15 protein-coding genes are annotated in these 14,092 nt (G+C 65.1%); 9 read left to right on the forward strand and 6 right to left on the reverse strand.

Annotated elements, in window-relative coordinates; genetic code table 11:
• Nucleotides 1–189 precede the first annotated feature (189 nt).
• Both CWS35_RS35480 and CWS35_RS35485 read left to right on the forward strand, forming a co-directional pair.
• The gene (locus CWS35_RS35480; RefSeq protein WP_100955707.1) at nucleotides 190–1,395 is read left to right on the forward strand and encodes a CaiB/BaiF CoA-transferase family protein; all 1,206 of its coding nucleotides are present in this window, start codon (nucleotides 190–192) and stop codon (nucleotides 1,393–1,395) included.
• 78 nt (nucleotides 1,396–1,473) lie between these two features.
• On the forward strand, nucleotides 1,474–2,118 hold the full coding sequence (locus tag CWS35_RS35485) for a glutathione S-transferase family protein (RefSeq protein ID WP_100955708.1): 645 nt from the start codon (nucleotides 1,474–1,476) through the stop codon (nucleotides 2,116–2,118).
• Nucleotides 2,119–2,122: 4 nt separating this feature from the next.
• Here the strand turns inward: CWS35_RS35485 and CWS35_RS39725 are convergent, their stop codons facing one another.
• From CWS35_RS39725 to CWS35_RS35495, 3 genes are all read right to left on the reverse strand, one after another.
• Nucleotides 2,123–2,287: a hypothetical protein gene (locus tag CWS35_RS39725; RefSeq protein WP_168200199.1), complete on the reverse strand. Its 165-nt coding sequence runs from the start codon at nucleotides 2,285–2,287 to the stop codon at nucleotides 2,123–2,125.
• A 93-nt stretch (nucleotides 2,288–2,380) separates the two neighbouring features.
• On the reverse strand, nucleotides 2,381–3,928 hold the full coding sequence (locus CWS35_RS35490; RefSeq protein ID WP_100955709.1) for a hypothetical protein: 1,548 nt from the start codon (nucleotides 3,926–3,928) through the stop codon (nucleotides 2,381–2,383).
• A gap of 91 nt (nucleotides 3,929–4,019) precedes the next feature.
• Nucleotides 4,020–5,069, reverse strand: coding sequence for a hypothetical protein (locus tag CWS35_RS35495; RefSeq protein ID WP_100955710.1), 1,050 nt, complete (start codon nucleotides 5,067–5,069; stop codon nucleotides 4,020–4,022).
• Nucleotides 5,070–5,177: 108 nt separating this feature from the next.
• On the opposite strand from CWS35_RS35495, the gene CWS35_RS35500 reads away from it, so the two are divergent.
• From CWS35_RS35500 to CWS35_RS35515, 4 genes are all read left to right on the forward strand, one after another.
• On the forward strand, nucleotides 5,178–5,648 hold the full coding sequence (locus CWS35_RS35500; RefSeq protein WP_244442299.1) for a Crp/Fnr family transcriptional regulator: 471 nt from the start codon (nucleotides 5,178–5,180) through the stop codon (nucleotides 5,646–5,648).
• A complete protein-coding gene (locus tag CWS35_RS35505) occupies nucleotides 5,645–6,454 on the forward strand; it encodes an MBL fold metallo-hydrolase (protein ID WP_100955711.1) in 810 nt (269 codons plus the stop codon). Before CWS35_RS35500 ends, CWS35_RS35505 begins: the two co-directional genes overlap by 4 nt.
• A 141-nt stretch (nucleotides 6,455–6,595) precedes the next feature.
• Complete coding sequence (locus tag CWS35_RS35510) at nucleotides 6,596–7,210, forward strand: glutathione S-transferase family protein (protein WP_100955712.1); 615 nt, start codon at nucleotides 6,596–6,598, stop codon at nucleotides 7,208–7,210.
• A gap of 79 nt (nucleotides 7,211–7,289) precedes the next feature.
• Nucleotides 7,290–8,639, forward strand: coding sequence for an MFS transporter (locus CWS35_RS35515; protein ID WP_245438790.1), 1,350 nt, complete (start codon nucleotides 7,290–7,292; stop codon nucleotides 8,637–8,639).
• A gap of 22 nt (nucleotides 8,640–8,661) precedes the next feature.
• On the opposite strand, the gene CWS35_RS35520 is transcribed toward CWS35_RS35515, so the two are convergent.
• The 3 genes from CWS35_RS35520 to CWS35_RS35530 are packed head-to-tail and all read right to left on the reverse strand — an operon-like array spanning nucleotide 8,662 to nucleotide 10,694.
• Nucleotides 8,662–9,159 carry a TPM domain-containing protein gene (locus CWS35_RS35520; RefSeq protein WP_024583806.1) on the reverse strand — a complete coding sequence of 166 codons (498 nt, stop codon included), beginning with the start codon at nucleotides 9,157–9,159 and terminating at the stop codon, nucleotides 8,662–8,664.
• A gap of 4 nt (nucleotides 9,160–9,163) precedes the next feature.
• Entirely contained in the window at nucleotides 9,164–10,057 is an 894-nt protein-coding gene (locus CWS35_RS35525) for a YgcG family protein (RefSeq protein ID WP_024583807.1), read from the reverse strand.
• Between the two features lie 22 nt (nucleotides 10,058–10,079).
• Nucleotides 10,080–10,694, reverse strand: coding sequence for a LemA family protein (locus tag CWS35_RS35530; RefSeq protein WP_100955713.1), 615 nt, complete (start codon nucleotides 10,692–10,694; stop codon nucleotides 10,080–10,082).
• Nucleotides 10,695–10,853: 159 nt separating this feature from the next.
• On the opposite strand from CWS35_RS35530, the gene CWS35_RS35535 reads away from it, so the two are divergent.
• Genes CWS35_RS35535 through CWS35_RS35545 form a run of 3 tightly spaced genes read left to right on the forward strand, consistent with a single transcriptional unit; the run spans nucleotide 10,854 to nucleotide 14,074 of the window.
• The gene (locus CWS35_RS35535) at nucleotides 10,854–11,711 is read left to right on the forward strand and encodes an enoyl-CoA hydratase (protein ID WP_100955714.1); all 858 of its coding nucleotides are present in this window, start codon (nucleotides 10,854–10,856) and stop codon (nucleotides 11,709–11,711) included.
• A 7-nt stretch (nucleotides 11,712–11,718) separates the two neighbouring features.
• On the forward strand, nucleotides 11,719–12,864 hold the full coding sequence (locus CWS35_RS35540; RefSeq protein ID WP_100955715.1) for an acyl-CoA dehydrogenase family protein: 1,146 nt from the start codon (nucleotides 11,719–11,721) through the stop codon (nucleotides 12,862–12,864).
• Between the two features lie 13 nt (nucleotides 12,865–12,877).
• Complete coding sequence (locus CWS35_RS35545) at nucleotides 12,878–14,074, forward strand: acyl-CoA dehydrogenase family protein (protein WP_024583811.1); 1,197 nt, start codon at nucleotides 12,878–12,880, stop codon at nucleotides 14,072–14,074.
• Nucleotides 14,075–14,092 lie beyond the last annotated feature (18 nt).

Here is a 14,092-nt window from a genome sequence, read left to right on the forward strand (position 1 = left end):
GAAGCAATCCATACCCCCGCTTGCGGAGACGTGGATTGCTTCGTCGCTCCGCTCCTCGCAATGACGCCCAACAAGCCGTTGCATCATCACCCCGAGATGGGTCAAATGGCGGTCCGATCGGAATGATCCGCGCGCGATAATTCCAGCTACCGGAAAAACACCAACAAGCGCCACGGGAGCGACGGCACGATGGAAAAAGGCATTTTTGACGGGCTCAAGGTCCTGGATTGCGCGAGCTTCATCGCGGCGCCCGCGGCCGCCACCGTGCTGTCCGACTTCGGCGCCGACGTCATCAAGATCGAGCCACCCGGCGCCGGCGATCCCTACCGGAACCTGCCCAATCTGCCCGGCTATCCCGCCAGCGAGCACAATTTCGCGTGGATGCTGGAATCCCGCAACAAGAAGAGCCTGGCGCTCGACCTCACCAAACCAGAGGCGCGCGAGGTGCTCTACAAGCTGGTCGCGGAGGCCGACGTCTTCATCACCAACATGCCGCCGCAGGTGCGCGAAAAACTCGGCATCACCCATGACCATCTCGGCCATCTCAACGACCGGCTGATCTACGCCTCCTTCACCGGCTATGGCGAAAAGGGCGAGGAGGCCAACAAGCCCGGCTTCGACTCCAACGCCTATTGGGCCCGCTCCGGCCTGATGGACCTGGTGCGCGCCGACGAGGACACCACGCCGGCCCGTTCGGTCGCCGGCATGGGCGACCATCCTTGTGCGATGGCCTTCTACGGCGCGATCGTCACCGCGCTGTTCCAGCGCGAGAAGACCGGCAAGGGCTCGCATGTCTCGACCAATCTGATGGCCAACGGCATCTGGGCCAACGGCGTGCTGGCACAGGCCAAGCTGGTCGGCGCCAAGTTCAAGAAGCGCAAGCCACGCGAAGAGGCGCTGAACGCCGTCACCAACCACTACAAATGCAAGGACGGCCGCTGGCTGATCCTGTCGCTGCTCAACGAAGACCGGCAATGGCCGACGCTGGCACGCTGCATGGGCCGCGAGGACCTGGTCGCCGATGCCCGCTTCGCCACCAAGGCCGACCGCCACGCGCGTTCGGTCGAGCTGATCAAGATCTTCGACGAGGTGTTCGCCAGCAAGGAGCTCGCCGAATGGCGCAAGATCCTCGACGGCAACGGCCTGGTGTTCGGCGTGGTCGGCATCCTCGACGACATCCCGAACGACAAGCAGATGATCGAGAACGAGGTGCTGGTGCGCTTCGAGAACGACACCATGCTGACCGTCAACAGCCCGATCTTCATCGACGGCGCGAAGAAGGTGCAGCCGCGCAAGCCGCCGGAAGTCGGCGAGCATTCCGACGAGATCCTGCGCCAGGCCGGTTACGACGAGGCCACGATCCAGAAGCTGCGCGCGTCCGGCGCGGTGGCGTAGCTCGACTTCACGCTGTCTCCTCTCCCTCGCCCCGCTGTTGCGGGGAGAGGCAAGAATTCATCGCGAAGAGGCCTCACGATGCCCCGCTATCGCCTGCACTACTTCCCCGAATCCGGCAACAGCTACAAGCTCGCGCTGATGCTCACGCTGTGCGGCGAGACCTTCGAGCCGGTGTGGACCGATTTCGGCGGCGGCGTGACGCGGACCGCGGAGTGGCGCGCCACCGTGAACGAGATGGGCGAGATCCCGGTGCTCGAAGTCGACGGCGAGCGTCGCACCCAGACCGCGCCGATCCTGCTACAGCTTGCCGAACAATACGGAAAGTTCGGCGGCGAAACGCCGGCGGAGACGTTCGAGCTGCTGCGCTGGCTGTTCTGGGACAACCAGAAACTCTCCGGCTACATGGCGACCTATCGCTTCATGCGGACCTTCTCGCCGTCGGTCGATCCAAAGATTCTCAAGCACTATCGGGCGCGGCTCGACGACTTCCTCGGCATCCTCGACCGCCACGTCGGCAACAACGCCTTCATGATCGGGGCGCGACCGACCGTGTCGGATTTCTCGATGATGGCCTATCTGCACTATCCGAGCAACGAGACCGGCTACGACTTTGCCAGCAGCCATCCCAATATCAGCGCCTGGCTCGGCCGCATCGCTTCCCTGCCGGGCTGGAAACCAGCCTATGAGCTGCTGCCCGGCCCGCGCCTGAAGCACTACGTTTGAGAGACTATCTCTTTATCCAGGACCAGACGATGGCCACCACGATGATGCCGATGATGACCGCGAGCCCGATCGCCCAGCTGCTGACCCGGACGGCGCTGACCGCCTGACGCTCGGCCTCGTTGGCCGCGATCTCGCGGTTGCGCTGCTTGTTGTCCTCGGGAGCACTCATCGGGCCGGTCTCCGGTCAAGAGCTGTCGGGTGCTGGGCAAGCGGCAGTGTAGCACCAATTAATGACGCGGAGACGCTTCGGTTCCGGCGGAGATTACCGCCCCTTCACGAAGCACATACCCATGCGCCAGGTTTTCCCCGCGACTTGGCACACGAGCCCCTCGGCGCAGGTCCAGGCCCGGAAGCTACGGTCGCTCTCGGCCGGCTTTGCGCCCGGCAGATAGCAATGCGCGCCCCAGCCGTCGCTGTATTCGGTGCCGGCAAGCTCGGCGCCGCCGCGCAGTTGCGGCCGGTTGGAAAAGCCGCGTGAAAAATCCGGCGTCCTGCCGTCGCGGAAGCTCGTGAGGATATCGCGGCGGCGAGGTTGGTCGCCGAAGAAATGCGGCGAGGCCGGCACCACGGTGGAATTCGACGGCTTGGCCGCCATCCAGTCAACGCCGGGGAAATGGAAGCCGCCGATGCCGCGGGTCTGGTGGCAACCGGCGCAGGTGACGTCGTTGAGGCGCCGCTCGAAACCGGCCAGCGACTGGATGTTCTGAAGCTTCGTTCCGTCCGACGCGGCCTTCTGCAAGGCGCCGACGACATCGCTGTCCGAGAACACCGCACTGCCTGCCGTCCCCTCGCCCTGCACCAGGCCGAACTCGGGCGCGAGATCGCTGACATCGAAGCCGGTCGGTGTCGGTGCCACCGCCGAGTTCGCGAGGAAGCGATCGGGGATCAGCAAGGTGCCGCGATCGAGTTCGGCAAAATGTTTGGGATCGAGCAGCCAGGCCTTGAAGTCGCGCTTCAAGCCTTCGTCGGTGAGAATCCGATCGCGATCGATCTGGTTCTCCAGCGGTGCTTCGGCAAAACGTCGCGCCGTCCCGTCATAGTCGAACACCTTCAGCAGGTAGTCGGTGCGGAAATCGCGCAGCGCGGATTTCGGCGCATGCGCGATCTGAAGATTGGTCTCGATGCGTGCGACGTTCCGCGCATCGATCAGACCGAGCGGACCATCCTTGCCGAACAGTTTCTCCAGCGTAGGCGGAGCGCTGCCGGTCGCAAGCCAGCGCCGTGCGATCTCGCGGCAGCTGAGCGACGCATCATTACCGTCGCCCTTCGCCTTCAGCACCAGGTTCAGCGTCATTGGCAGCCGCTGCGAGACCGCGTTCTCGCCGATCAGCGGCACATCGGTGCGGGTCAAGCGATAGATCAGGCGGACCTCGCCGCAGCCGTTCGGCGCGACATAGGCACGGTCCATCCGGTTGACGATGCCCGCCAGCACGAAGCGAACATCCGGGGATTCGAACAGCGCGCGGTCGAACAGTTGGAACGCGAAGCCATCGCCGACGCCGATGCTCTCGTTCGGCAGGCTGGCCTTGTGCTTCGTGACATAGCGATCGAATTCGCGATCGAGCGCCTCGCGCACCGGCACCATCGCGGGCAAGCCGAACAGTTCACGGTTGGACAGGGGCGTGTCTGCGGCACGGTTCGGCGCCAGCATCCGGCTGAGACTGAAACGGCCATGATCGAGTTCGCGCAGGATTGCCGGATCGATCACCGCAGCGCCGCGCTCGAGTGCACGATCCTCAGCGGCACGCGCCGGCACGGCGCCGCAGAACAGAGCGGACATCAACAGCAGGCATTTCAGCGCGCGGCTCATGCTGCCACTAACACCGCACGGCAAACCGTATTCAAGAAAAAAGGCGCTTCACATCGCGGTGAAGCGCCTTGCCGTTGTCGTGATTCGACGATCAACGCGAAACGATCAGACCCTTGCTGGTAACGACCACCCAGCGGCCATCCTGCTTGCGGATGGCGTCGACGCGGCCGAGGCCGGGGACGGGATCGCCGGCATAAACCTCGTAGATGCCGCCGCGGCCCTCGATCAGCGCGCCGCCATTGCCGACGTCGCGCAGCGCCCAACCGTCCACCACCGGCAGGCGGCCGACCTCGGGCCTGGGAGCGGCGGGCGCGGCCGCCGGGGTGACGGAGCCCGTGACCTCGCGGGCGGGCGTCGCCGCAGCAACGGTCGTCTGCGGCGGGGCACGGAGCTTGTCGACGGTCTCGCTGAGCTTGTTGAGCTTAGCCATCGGCTCGGCCTGGGCCTTCTCGACCTTCTCGATCCGGTCGCTGGCCTTGCTGAACTGGGCCTGGCCGGCCTTGGCGGTCTGCTCGACGCTGGCCTTCAGCGCGGCGATTTCGGATTCCATCCGGGCAAGCGAGACATCGGCCGCTTCCTTCGCGGCGGCGTCCTTGGCCGCGGTGTCCTTGGCGGCAGCAGCGGCCGGGGCGGCGAGATGGCCGAGGCCCGCGGTCGCCAGCGCGCCACCGATGGCCCCTGCCACGGTTGCCAGCGCGATCACCGCGGCCATCGCCCCGAGGCGGCGGCTGCCGGCCGGCTTGCCAGCGGCCTTGGCGGCCTGCTCGGCACCCGGCTTGGACGCGGTGGCTTCATGGTCCCAGGTACGGTCGCCGGGCGCCATGATCATCAGCTTGCCCGGGAAACGCGGCTCTTCTCGCTTGCCGGTCTCGACCTTGGGCACTTCCATGTTGGTCGGCTCGATCTTGGCGTCGATCTTGGCCTCGATCATCGGATCAAGCCGGGACGGCTCAACCCTTGGCGCCTCGACCCTTGGCGCCTCGACCTTCGGCGCATCCGCCTTCGGCGAGGTCTCTTCCTGCTCGGGCGCGAGCCGCGGAGCCTCGACACCGGCCGCGGCCATCACGGGCTCGCTTTTCGCCGCCATTTCGGCACCGGTTTGACCGCTCACCGGCTCGCTCTGCTGCTCACTCACGTTCAAAGTCTCCAGACTGGGTTGACAATTCGGTAACTTTTATTGCTTGCGAAATGGTTACCCTCGCCCGCCATTACCTAAATTTTAGGGAGTTTTCCGGGCCGGATTTGGGCGATGTTGCCCTGCGGCAATCTGCACCGCTTCCGTTTGCGCGCGGCACTTTCCCGATTAACATACCGCCATCTTCCAGCCAGAAGGCAGGGGAGTGCCATGACGATCGAGAAATGCATCAATGAATTTGATGTCGATGACGTCATTTTTGAGGAAGGCTCGACCGGCCGCGAGCTGTTTGTCGTGCTCGACGGCAAGGTCGACATCGCCAAGGTCGATGGCGGGCACAAGACGATCATCGTCAGCCTCGGCAAGGGCGAGTTCTTCGGCGAGATGGCGGTGATCGACGGTTCGGCGCGCTCGGCGACCGCCATTGCCTCCGCGCCGGGCACGCGGGTGATGCGGATCAACCACGCCCGTTTCGTCTATCTGGTCAGCCAGCAGCCGGCGTTCGCGCTGATGGTGATGGACGCGCTCTCGAAACGCCTGCGCGCCTCCAACGCCGTCACCTACCGTGCGGCGGCCGCATCATGAGCGAGCGCAGGCCAAGCCCGTTCAAGACGCTGTTCGACACCGACGTCGCGACGCTGATCCAGGCCGCCGACGACGTCTACCAGATCCGGTTCAAGAATCGCGCGGCGAACGCCTATCTGGTACGCGGCAGCAAGCGAACCATCCTGATCGACGTCGGGCTGTCGACCAACTACCCGTCGCTGGTCGCCTGTCTCGACCATCTCGGCGTGACACCCGAGATGATCGACATGGTGGTGCTGAGCCACGAGCATCTCGATCACATCGGCGCCGCCTGGCATTTCCACGGCCGCGCCTACATCGCCGCGCACCGGCTCGCCGCCAACAAGATCATGCTGCGCGACGACTTCTCGATGCTGCGCAAGATGTTCAACGAGCCGAACGTGCCGATCGACATCGACATCTGGCTCGAGGAAGGCAATTTGATCGACCTCGGCAATTTCCGCCTCAACGTGATGTACACGCCGGGCCACACATCGGCCTGCATCACGCTGTTCGACCAGGACAAGGGCCTGTTGTTCGCCGCCGATACGCTGATGCCCGGCGGGGTGATGGGCGGCGTGTTCGGTTCCGGCTCGATCGCCGACTACATCCAGTCGCTGGAACGGTTGAGGGGCCTCAATTCGAAGATCCTACTGTCGGGTCACGGCCGGCTGTCCGACACGCCGCAGGACGACGTGCGGATCGCGCTGCAACGCTCGCACGGGCTGCTCGAGGACACCGCTCAGCTGTTCGACGCGCTGGATGCGCGCTCGAATTTCGAGCCGATCATGCAGTCGGTGCGCGACCTCAACAAGCTCGACGATTGATATCCGTCTGCGCGTGTCACATCGCGCAACAATTCAGGTCCCGCCATCGCGTGCGGCCAGCCACATCACGGAATTTGACAAATTCATTCGCGGCCTGTTCAACAGAGCAACAACAAAGCAAGAAGACAGGGAGCGAGGACCATGAAACTCTACGACTCGATCGGACCGAACCCGCGCATCGTGCGCATGTTCATGGCCGAGAAGGGCATCGAGATCCCCAAACAGACCGTCGATCTGCGCAAGGGCGAGAACCGCGAGAATGCCCATCTGAAGCGCAATCCGCATGGCCAGATGCCCGCGCTCGAGCTGGACTGCGGCAACTACCTCTCGGAGATCACAGCGATCTGCGAATATCTCGAGGAGAAGCATCCCGCGCCCGCGATGATCGGCAGCACGCCGGAGGAGCGCGCGGAATGCCGGATGTGGACCCGCCGTGTCGACCTCAACATCGCCGAGCCGCTCGCCAATGGCTACCGCTTCGGCGAGGCGCTGAAGTTCTTCGAGAAACGCATTCCGGTCGCGCCCGAAGCCTCGCCGGGACTGAAGATGATCGCCGCCAACCGCATCAAATGGCTCGATGACCAGATGGCGGACGGGCGCAAATACATCTGCGGCGAACGCTTCACGCTGGCCGACATGCTGCTCTACTGCTGGATCGATTTCGGCAACCAGGTCGGCCAGCCGCTGGATAAGTCGAACGGCAACATCGTGGCCTGGTTCAATCGCGTCGGCGAGCGGCCCTCCGTGAAGGCATAGGCATCCGAGCGCAGAGACCGGCCCCGCGGAGGACGAACCGCGGAACGACCAATTGCCGCCGACAGGGAAGGACAGAGTGATGCAAGCCGACGCCGCGAACGCTGAAGCTCTGGCGGAAATGCGCCGCCGTGTCGTGATCTCCTCGACGATCGGCAATGCGCTGGAGTGGTTTGACTTCACGGTGTTCGGGCTGTTCGCCGGCATCCTCGGCAAGCTGTTCTTCCCGGCCGACAATCCGAACTCGTCGCTGCTGCTGACTTTCGCCACGTTCGGCATCGCGTTCGCGGCGCGGCCACTGGGCGGGCTGGTGTTCGGGCTTTATTCCGACAGGCACGGGCGCAAGAAGGCGCTGATCGTGATGATCACGCTGATGGCTGTTGGCACCGGCATGCTCGGCTTCCTGCCGACCTTCGGCGCGATCGGCATCGCGGCGCCATTGCTGCTGCTGCTGGCGCGCCTGATCCAGGGCTTTTCCGCCGGCGGAGAATTCGGCAGCGCCAGCGCGATGCTGATCGAGTTCGCGCCGCCTGGCCACCGTGGGCTCTACGGCTCGTTCCAGATGGTGTCGCAGTCGCTCGCCTTCGGCCTCGGCGCGGCGATGGCGATCGGGCTCAACCTCGGCCTGTCGGCGGACGCATTCGCGAGCTGGGGATGGCGCGTGCCGTTCATCCTCGGCATCCTGATCGGGCCGACCGGATGGTATCTGCGCCAGCGCTGCGACGAGTCTCCGGAGTTTCAGGCCTATCTGGCCGAACGGGCCGCGACCGCACAACCGAAGCGGCAGACCACCCTCGGCCAGCTCTTCACGGAGCATCCGCGTGAATTGATCGCCTCTTTCTGCCTGATCGCCGCCGGCACCGCGATCAACTACGTCAATGCGATCTTCCTGCCGGCCTATGCGGTCAGCGAGCTGAAACTGCCGCTCCTGAACGCGCAGCTGGGACTGCTTTGCGTCAGTCTCGCCAATGCCGTGATCGCGGTCGTGGCGGGGACGCTCTCCGACCGGATCGGGCGCCGCGCCGTGCTGGTGCCGGCGCTGATCCTCTACTCGGTGCTGTTCTACATCCTGCTGCAACGCCTCGCCGCGGAGCCGACGACCGCGAAGCTGTGGCTGTTGCAGATCACGGCCATCCTGCTCGGCTTCCTGGCCGGCCCGATGCCGGCCTTCATGACCGAGATATTCCCCGTCGGCGTGCGCTCGACGGGCGCATCGCTGATGTACAATCTGGCGGTCATGCTGTTCGGCGGTCTGGCGCCGTTCATCAACACCTGGCTGGTGCAGACCACCGGCGACAAGGCCGCGCCGGTTTACTACATCCTGTTCGCCGCCGCGGTGGGCCTCGCCGGGCTCTCGATCTACCGGCCGAAAGCCACCATCGGACCCGACCTGTCGTCGCTCCCATTGGCCGGCGACCGGCGCGCGACATAGCGCGAACCAGGCACGTATCGGGCTAGATCACCACCGGCTTGTCCGGCAGTTCGTTCGGGCCGCCGGCTGCGTGCGGGTAATATTTCGCGAGCTCCCGCGACACCGCTGCGATGCCGTTGATCACGCCCTGCTCGAAGCGGCCGGCGCGGAAATCCGTTTCCATCACGCGGCAGATTGCTTCCCAATTGGCTTGACCGACCTTCGCGTCGATGCCGCGGTCGGCGACGATCTCGACATCGCGATCGGCCAGCAGCAGATAGATCAGGACGCCATTATTGTGATGCGTGTCCCAGATCCGAAGATGCGAGAACACGTCGATCGCGCGTTCGCGCGCCGGCTGGTCGCGGAACAGCGGCACACCGTCAAGCGCGCCCTCGACGACGAAGCGGATCTGGCCGGCATGGGTCGCCTCGCCGGCCTTGATCGCCTGCTCGATGGCATCGAGCACGCGCGGCGGAAACTCGCGCCGCACACGCCAACGATGTTCCAGCAGATGCTTGCCGATACGCTTGATGCCCATGTGCCTACCAGCTCCCCGAGGCGCCGCCGCCGCCGAAGCTGCCGCCTCCGCCGCTGAAGCCGCCACCCGAACTCGAGCCGCCGCTCCAGCCCCCGCCGCTGCCGGACCAGCCCCCAGAGTAACCGCCACCGCGCCGGTAGGGTCCCGAGCCGGCCGTTGGACCGCCGAAATTCAAACCGCCGAAGATCAGCGCCGCGACGGCGGCGAACAGCCCGACGACGATGGCGGTGGCGAGCGAACCGGCCACCATCCAGGCGAACACGCCGACGATGCCGCCGGTCGCGGCCGAACCCAACAACCGCCCCAGCATCGCGCGCAGCACGCTGGCCACGATGATGACGATGAAGATCGTCACCGGATTGGCGAGATCGACCAGATTGGGTCCCTGCCAATGCTCGGGTTCCGGCGCCGGCAATTGCTCTCCATTAATCAGGCGGATCATCCGGTCGACGCCGGCCGAGATGCCACCGGCGAAATCGCCGGTCTTGAATTTCGGCGTGACGTCCTCATCGATGATGCGGTGGGTAACGACATCGCTCAGCACGCCCTCGAGCCCGTAGCCGACCTCGATGCGCAAATGCCGGTCATTCTTGGCGACGACGAACAGCGCGCCATCGTCGACCTTCTTGCGCCCGATCTTCCAGGCCTCGGCAACGCGGATCGAGAACTGCTCGATGGTTTCCTCGCCCGTGGTCGGCACGATCAGGACCGCGATCTGGCTGCCCTTGCGCGCTTCCAGATCCTTCAGCCGGTCATTCAGCGAGGCGACGTCGGTTGCCGACAGCGTTCCGGTCTGGTCGACGACGCGCCCGGTGAGCGGCGGCACCGCGACCTCGGCCCATGCCGGGCAGATGAAGCCCAGCAGGAAAGCGAGCAGGATGACGCGTGCGGCGGTCATCGCGATGGGTGTCCAGCCGGCGTTACTTCGACGGCGCGGGCGCCGGAGCCGGATTGAAATCGACCTTCGGCGCGGTCGAAATCTCCTTCTCATTGTCGACCGTGAAGTTCGGCTTCTCCTTGTAACCGAACGCCATCGCGGTCAGGTTGTTCGGGAAGGTGCGGATGCCGACATTGTAGTCCTGCACCGCCTTGATGTAGCGATTGCGCGCCACTGTGATGCGGTTCTCGGTGCCCTCGAGTTGCGCCATCAGGTCACGGAACAGCGCATCCGATTTCAGCTGCGGGTAGTTCTCGGTGACGACCAGCAGCCGCGACAGCGCGCTGGTGAGTTCGCCCTGTGCCTGCGTGAACTTCTGGAACGCGGCCGGATCGTTCAGCACCTCGGGCGTGGCCTGGATGCTGCCGACCTTGGCACGCGCATTGGTGACACCAAGCAACACGTCCTTTTCCTGCTGCGCAAAGCCCTTCACCGAGTTGACCAGGTTCGGCACCAGATCGGCACGACGCTGGTACTGGTTCACCACCTCCGACCAGCTCGACTTGACCTGCTCGTCATTGGACTGGATCGCGTTGTAGCCGCAGTTGGTCAGGCTCAATGTCGCCAGCGCTGCCAGCACGGTCCAAAGCTTGCGCATGTAGGTGGTCCTCCCGGTGGATTCTCTCGTCACGGTAACAGATTTTCGCCCGACAATCCCGCGTGGCGGGATTCGCGGCTGGTTTTACGGATGATGGCCCTTGCCTATCCCTCCCCGCGCCGTTCATCATGGCAAAAAAATCGATCCCGGGAGGATCCATTGGTGTCTGAACAATTCGAGACGATTGTCGTCGAGCGCCCCGATCCGGCGATCGCGCGGATCGTGATGAACCGTCCTGAGGCGCGCAACGCCCAGAACCTGCAGATGACCTACGACCTCAACACCGCCTTCGACCGCGCGGTGCAGGACGATGCGGTGAAGGTCATCATCCTCGCCGGCAACGGCCCGCATTTCTCGGCCGGCCACGATCTGCGGCCCGCCGGCAAGAACCAAGCCGGCGTCGATTTCCCGCCAGTCGGAAATTGGGGTGGCTTCGCCGAGCCCAATGCCCACGGCCGCTTCGCGCGCGAGCAGGAGATCTATCTGCAGATCACGCGGCGCTGGCGCAATCTCGCCAAGCCGACGATCGCGGAGGTGCACGGCAAGTGCATCGCCGGTGGGCTGATGCTGGCCTGGGCCTGCGACCTGATCGTCGCCAGCCATGACGCCGAGTTCTGTGACCCCGTGGTGACGATGGGGGTCTGTGGCGTCGAATGGTTCGTGCATCCCTGGGAACTCGGCGCGCGCAAGGCCAAGGAGATGCTGTTCACCGCCGATGTCTGGAGCGCCGACGAGGCGCATCGCCTCGGCATGGTCAATCACGTGGTGCCGCGCGGCGATCTCTCGACGTTCACGCTGGCACTGGCGCGCCGGATCGCGGCCAAGCCGGCCTTTGCACTGAAACTCTCGAAGGAAGCTGTGAACCGCTCGATCGACATCATGGGGCAGCCCGCCGCGATCGATCAGGCCTTTGCGCTGCATCAGCTCTGCCACGCCCACAATCTTCAGGAATTCGGAATGATGGTGGACCCCGCAGGTCTGCATCCCTCCGTCGTCAAGAAAACCGCCAACGTGTAGTGACCAGATGGACCTGACCTTAAGCGACGAGCAGCGCCTGCTGCGCGAAAGTGCCGACCGCTTCGTGGCGGAGACCTTTCACCCCGACCATCGCAAGCAAGCGGCGAACGATCCGCTGGGCTATTCGCCTGCGATCTGGAAGCAGTTCGCCGAGCTCGGCTGGCTGGCGCTGCCGATCGCCGAAGCCCATGGCGGGCTCGGCGGCGGCGCGATCGAGATCGGACTGTTGATGGAAGCGTTCGGGCGCGGGCTGGTGTCCGAGCCATTCCTCTCCACCGTCGTGATTGGCGCAGCCCTGGTCGCCGAATGCGGCACCGAGGCGCAGAAGCAGGTAATCCTGCCCAAGGTGGCCGAGGGCGCGCTCACACTCGCCTTCGCGCATTCGGAACGCGCCGCGCGCTTCGACCTCGCCCATGTCGACACCACCGCCGCCAAGACCGCCGACGGCTGGCGGCTGAACGGCAGCAAGATCGCCGTGCTCGACGGCGCGGCAGCCAACCAGATTATCGTCTCCGCCCGCATCGACAACGCCAATGGCGCATCGGGCAAGCTTGCCCTGTTCCTGATGCCGGCGGGAACGCCCGGCCTCACCGTGCGCGACTATGCGCGGCTCGGCGGCGGGCGCGGCTGCAATCTCGATCTCAGCGATGTGCAGTTGCCCGCCGACGCCCGGCTTGGCGACGGACAGGACGCGCTGCCGGCAATCGAAACCGTGGTCGACCGCGCGATGGCCGCGCTGGGTGCGGAAGCGGTCGGCATCATGCAGACGCTGCTCGACACCACGCTCGAATACACAAAAATCCGCAAGCAGTTCGGCCGGCCGCTGTCGGCCAACCAGGTGATCCGCCATCGCCTCGCCGACGTCGCGATGCAGGTCGATGAAGCCCGCTCGATGGCGCTACGCGCCGCGCTGATGGCCAATGCCGAGCCGGTGGCGCGCGGCCGTGCGGCGTCCGGCGCCAAGGCGAAGATCGGCAAATGCGCGCGCTTCGTCGCCGAGCAGGCGGTGCAGCTGCACGGCGCCATGGGCGTCACCGAGGAGCTCGACATCGGCGCCTATTTCAAGCGGCTGCTCGCCTTCGACACGCTGTTCGGCGGCAGTGCCCATCATTATCGCCGCCATGCCGCCCTGAGCGGCCGCGCCGACGCGTAACGGAGAGCGCATCATGGATCTCACCTTCAGCGCCGAAGAGCGCGCCTTCGAACAGGAAGTGCGCGACTACATCGCCAGCAGCCTGACGCCGGAAATGAAGCGCGCCACCGCGCTGACGCCATCTGTGTTCTCCGACCCCGATATCGGCATGGCCTGGCAGCGCGCGCTGCACAAGAAGGGCTGGGGCGCGCCGGGCTGGCCGGCGGACCATGGCGGGCCGGACTGGACACCGGCGCAGCGCTGGATCTTCGAGGCCGAATGCGCCCGCGCCGGTGTGCCCAATGTCAACGTGATGGGCGTCAAGATGGTCGGCCCGGTCATCATCGGTTTCGGCTCTCCGGAGCAGAAGAATTTCTATCTGCCGCGGATTCTCTCCGGCGAGGACTATTGGTGCCAGGGCTATTCCGAGCCGGGATCCGGCTCCGACCTCGCCTCGCTGAAGACCCGCGCGGTGCGCGACGGCGACGACTATGTCATCAACGGCACCAAGATCTGGACCACGCATGCGCATCACGCCAACCGCATGTTCGCGCTGGTGCGCACCAACGAGGGCGAGCGGCAGCAGGATGGCATCAGCTTCATCCTGATCGACATGAAGACGCCGGGCATCACCACCCGCCCGATCCTGACCATCGGCGGCGACCACGAAGTCAACCAGGTGTTCTTCGACGACGTTCGCGTCCCCGTGGCCAACCGCGTCGGCGAGGAAGGCAAGGGCTGGACCTACGGCAAGTATCTGCTCGAATTCGAGCGCGGCTCCGGCATCGCGTCCGCCAAGCTGCGCGAGGCGCTGAAGACGATCTCCGATCTCGCCAGCTCCGAGGCCACCGGCCGCGCCATCGAGGACCCCGACATCTCGATCCGGATGTCGGAGCTCGAGGTCGATATCGATGCGCTCGAGATGACCGAGCTGCGCGTGCTGTCGGCGCTACAGACCGGGCAGAATCCCGGCGCGGTGTCGTCGCTGATCAAGCTCCGCGTCAGCGAGATCCGCCAGGCGGTGACGCGGCTCGGCGTCGACGTGATCGGCCAGGACGGCCTTGCCGTCGAGCCGGCGCGGCCGCTCTACCGGCTCAACCATGAGCCTGTCATCCCGGAGGATTTGTTGCCGGTGGTGCCGGAATATCTCAACAGCCGCGCCTACACGATCTTCGGCGGCTCGTCGGAGATCCAGCGCGACATCATCGCGAAGATGGTGCTGGGGTTGTAGGTCCCCTCTTCCCGTCAT

It is taken from the genome of Bradyrhizobium sp. SK17, from assembly GCF_002831585.1.
In the GTDB taxonomy this organism is placed as follows: Bacteria; Pseudomonadota; Alphaproteobacteria; order Rhizobiales; family Xanthobacteraceae; genus Bradyrhizobium.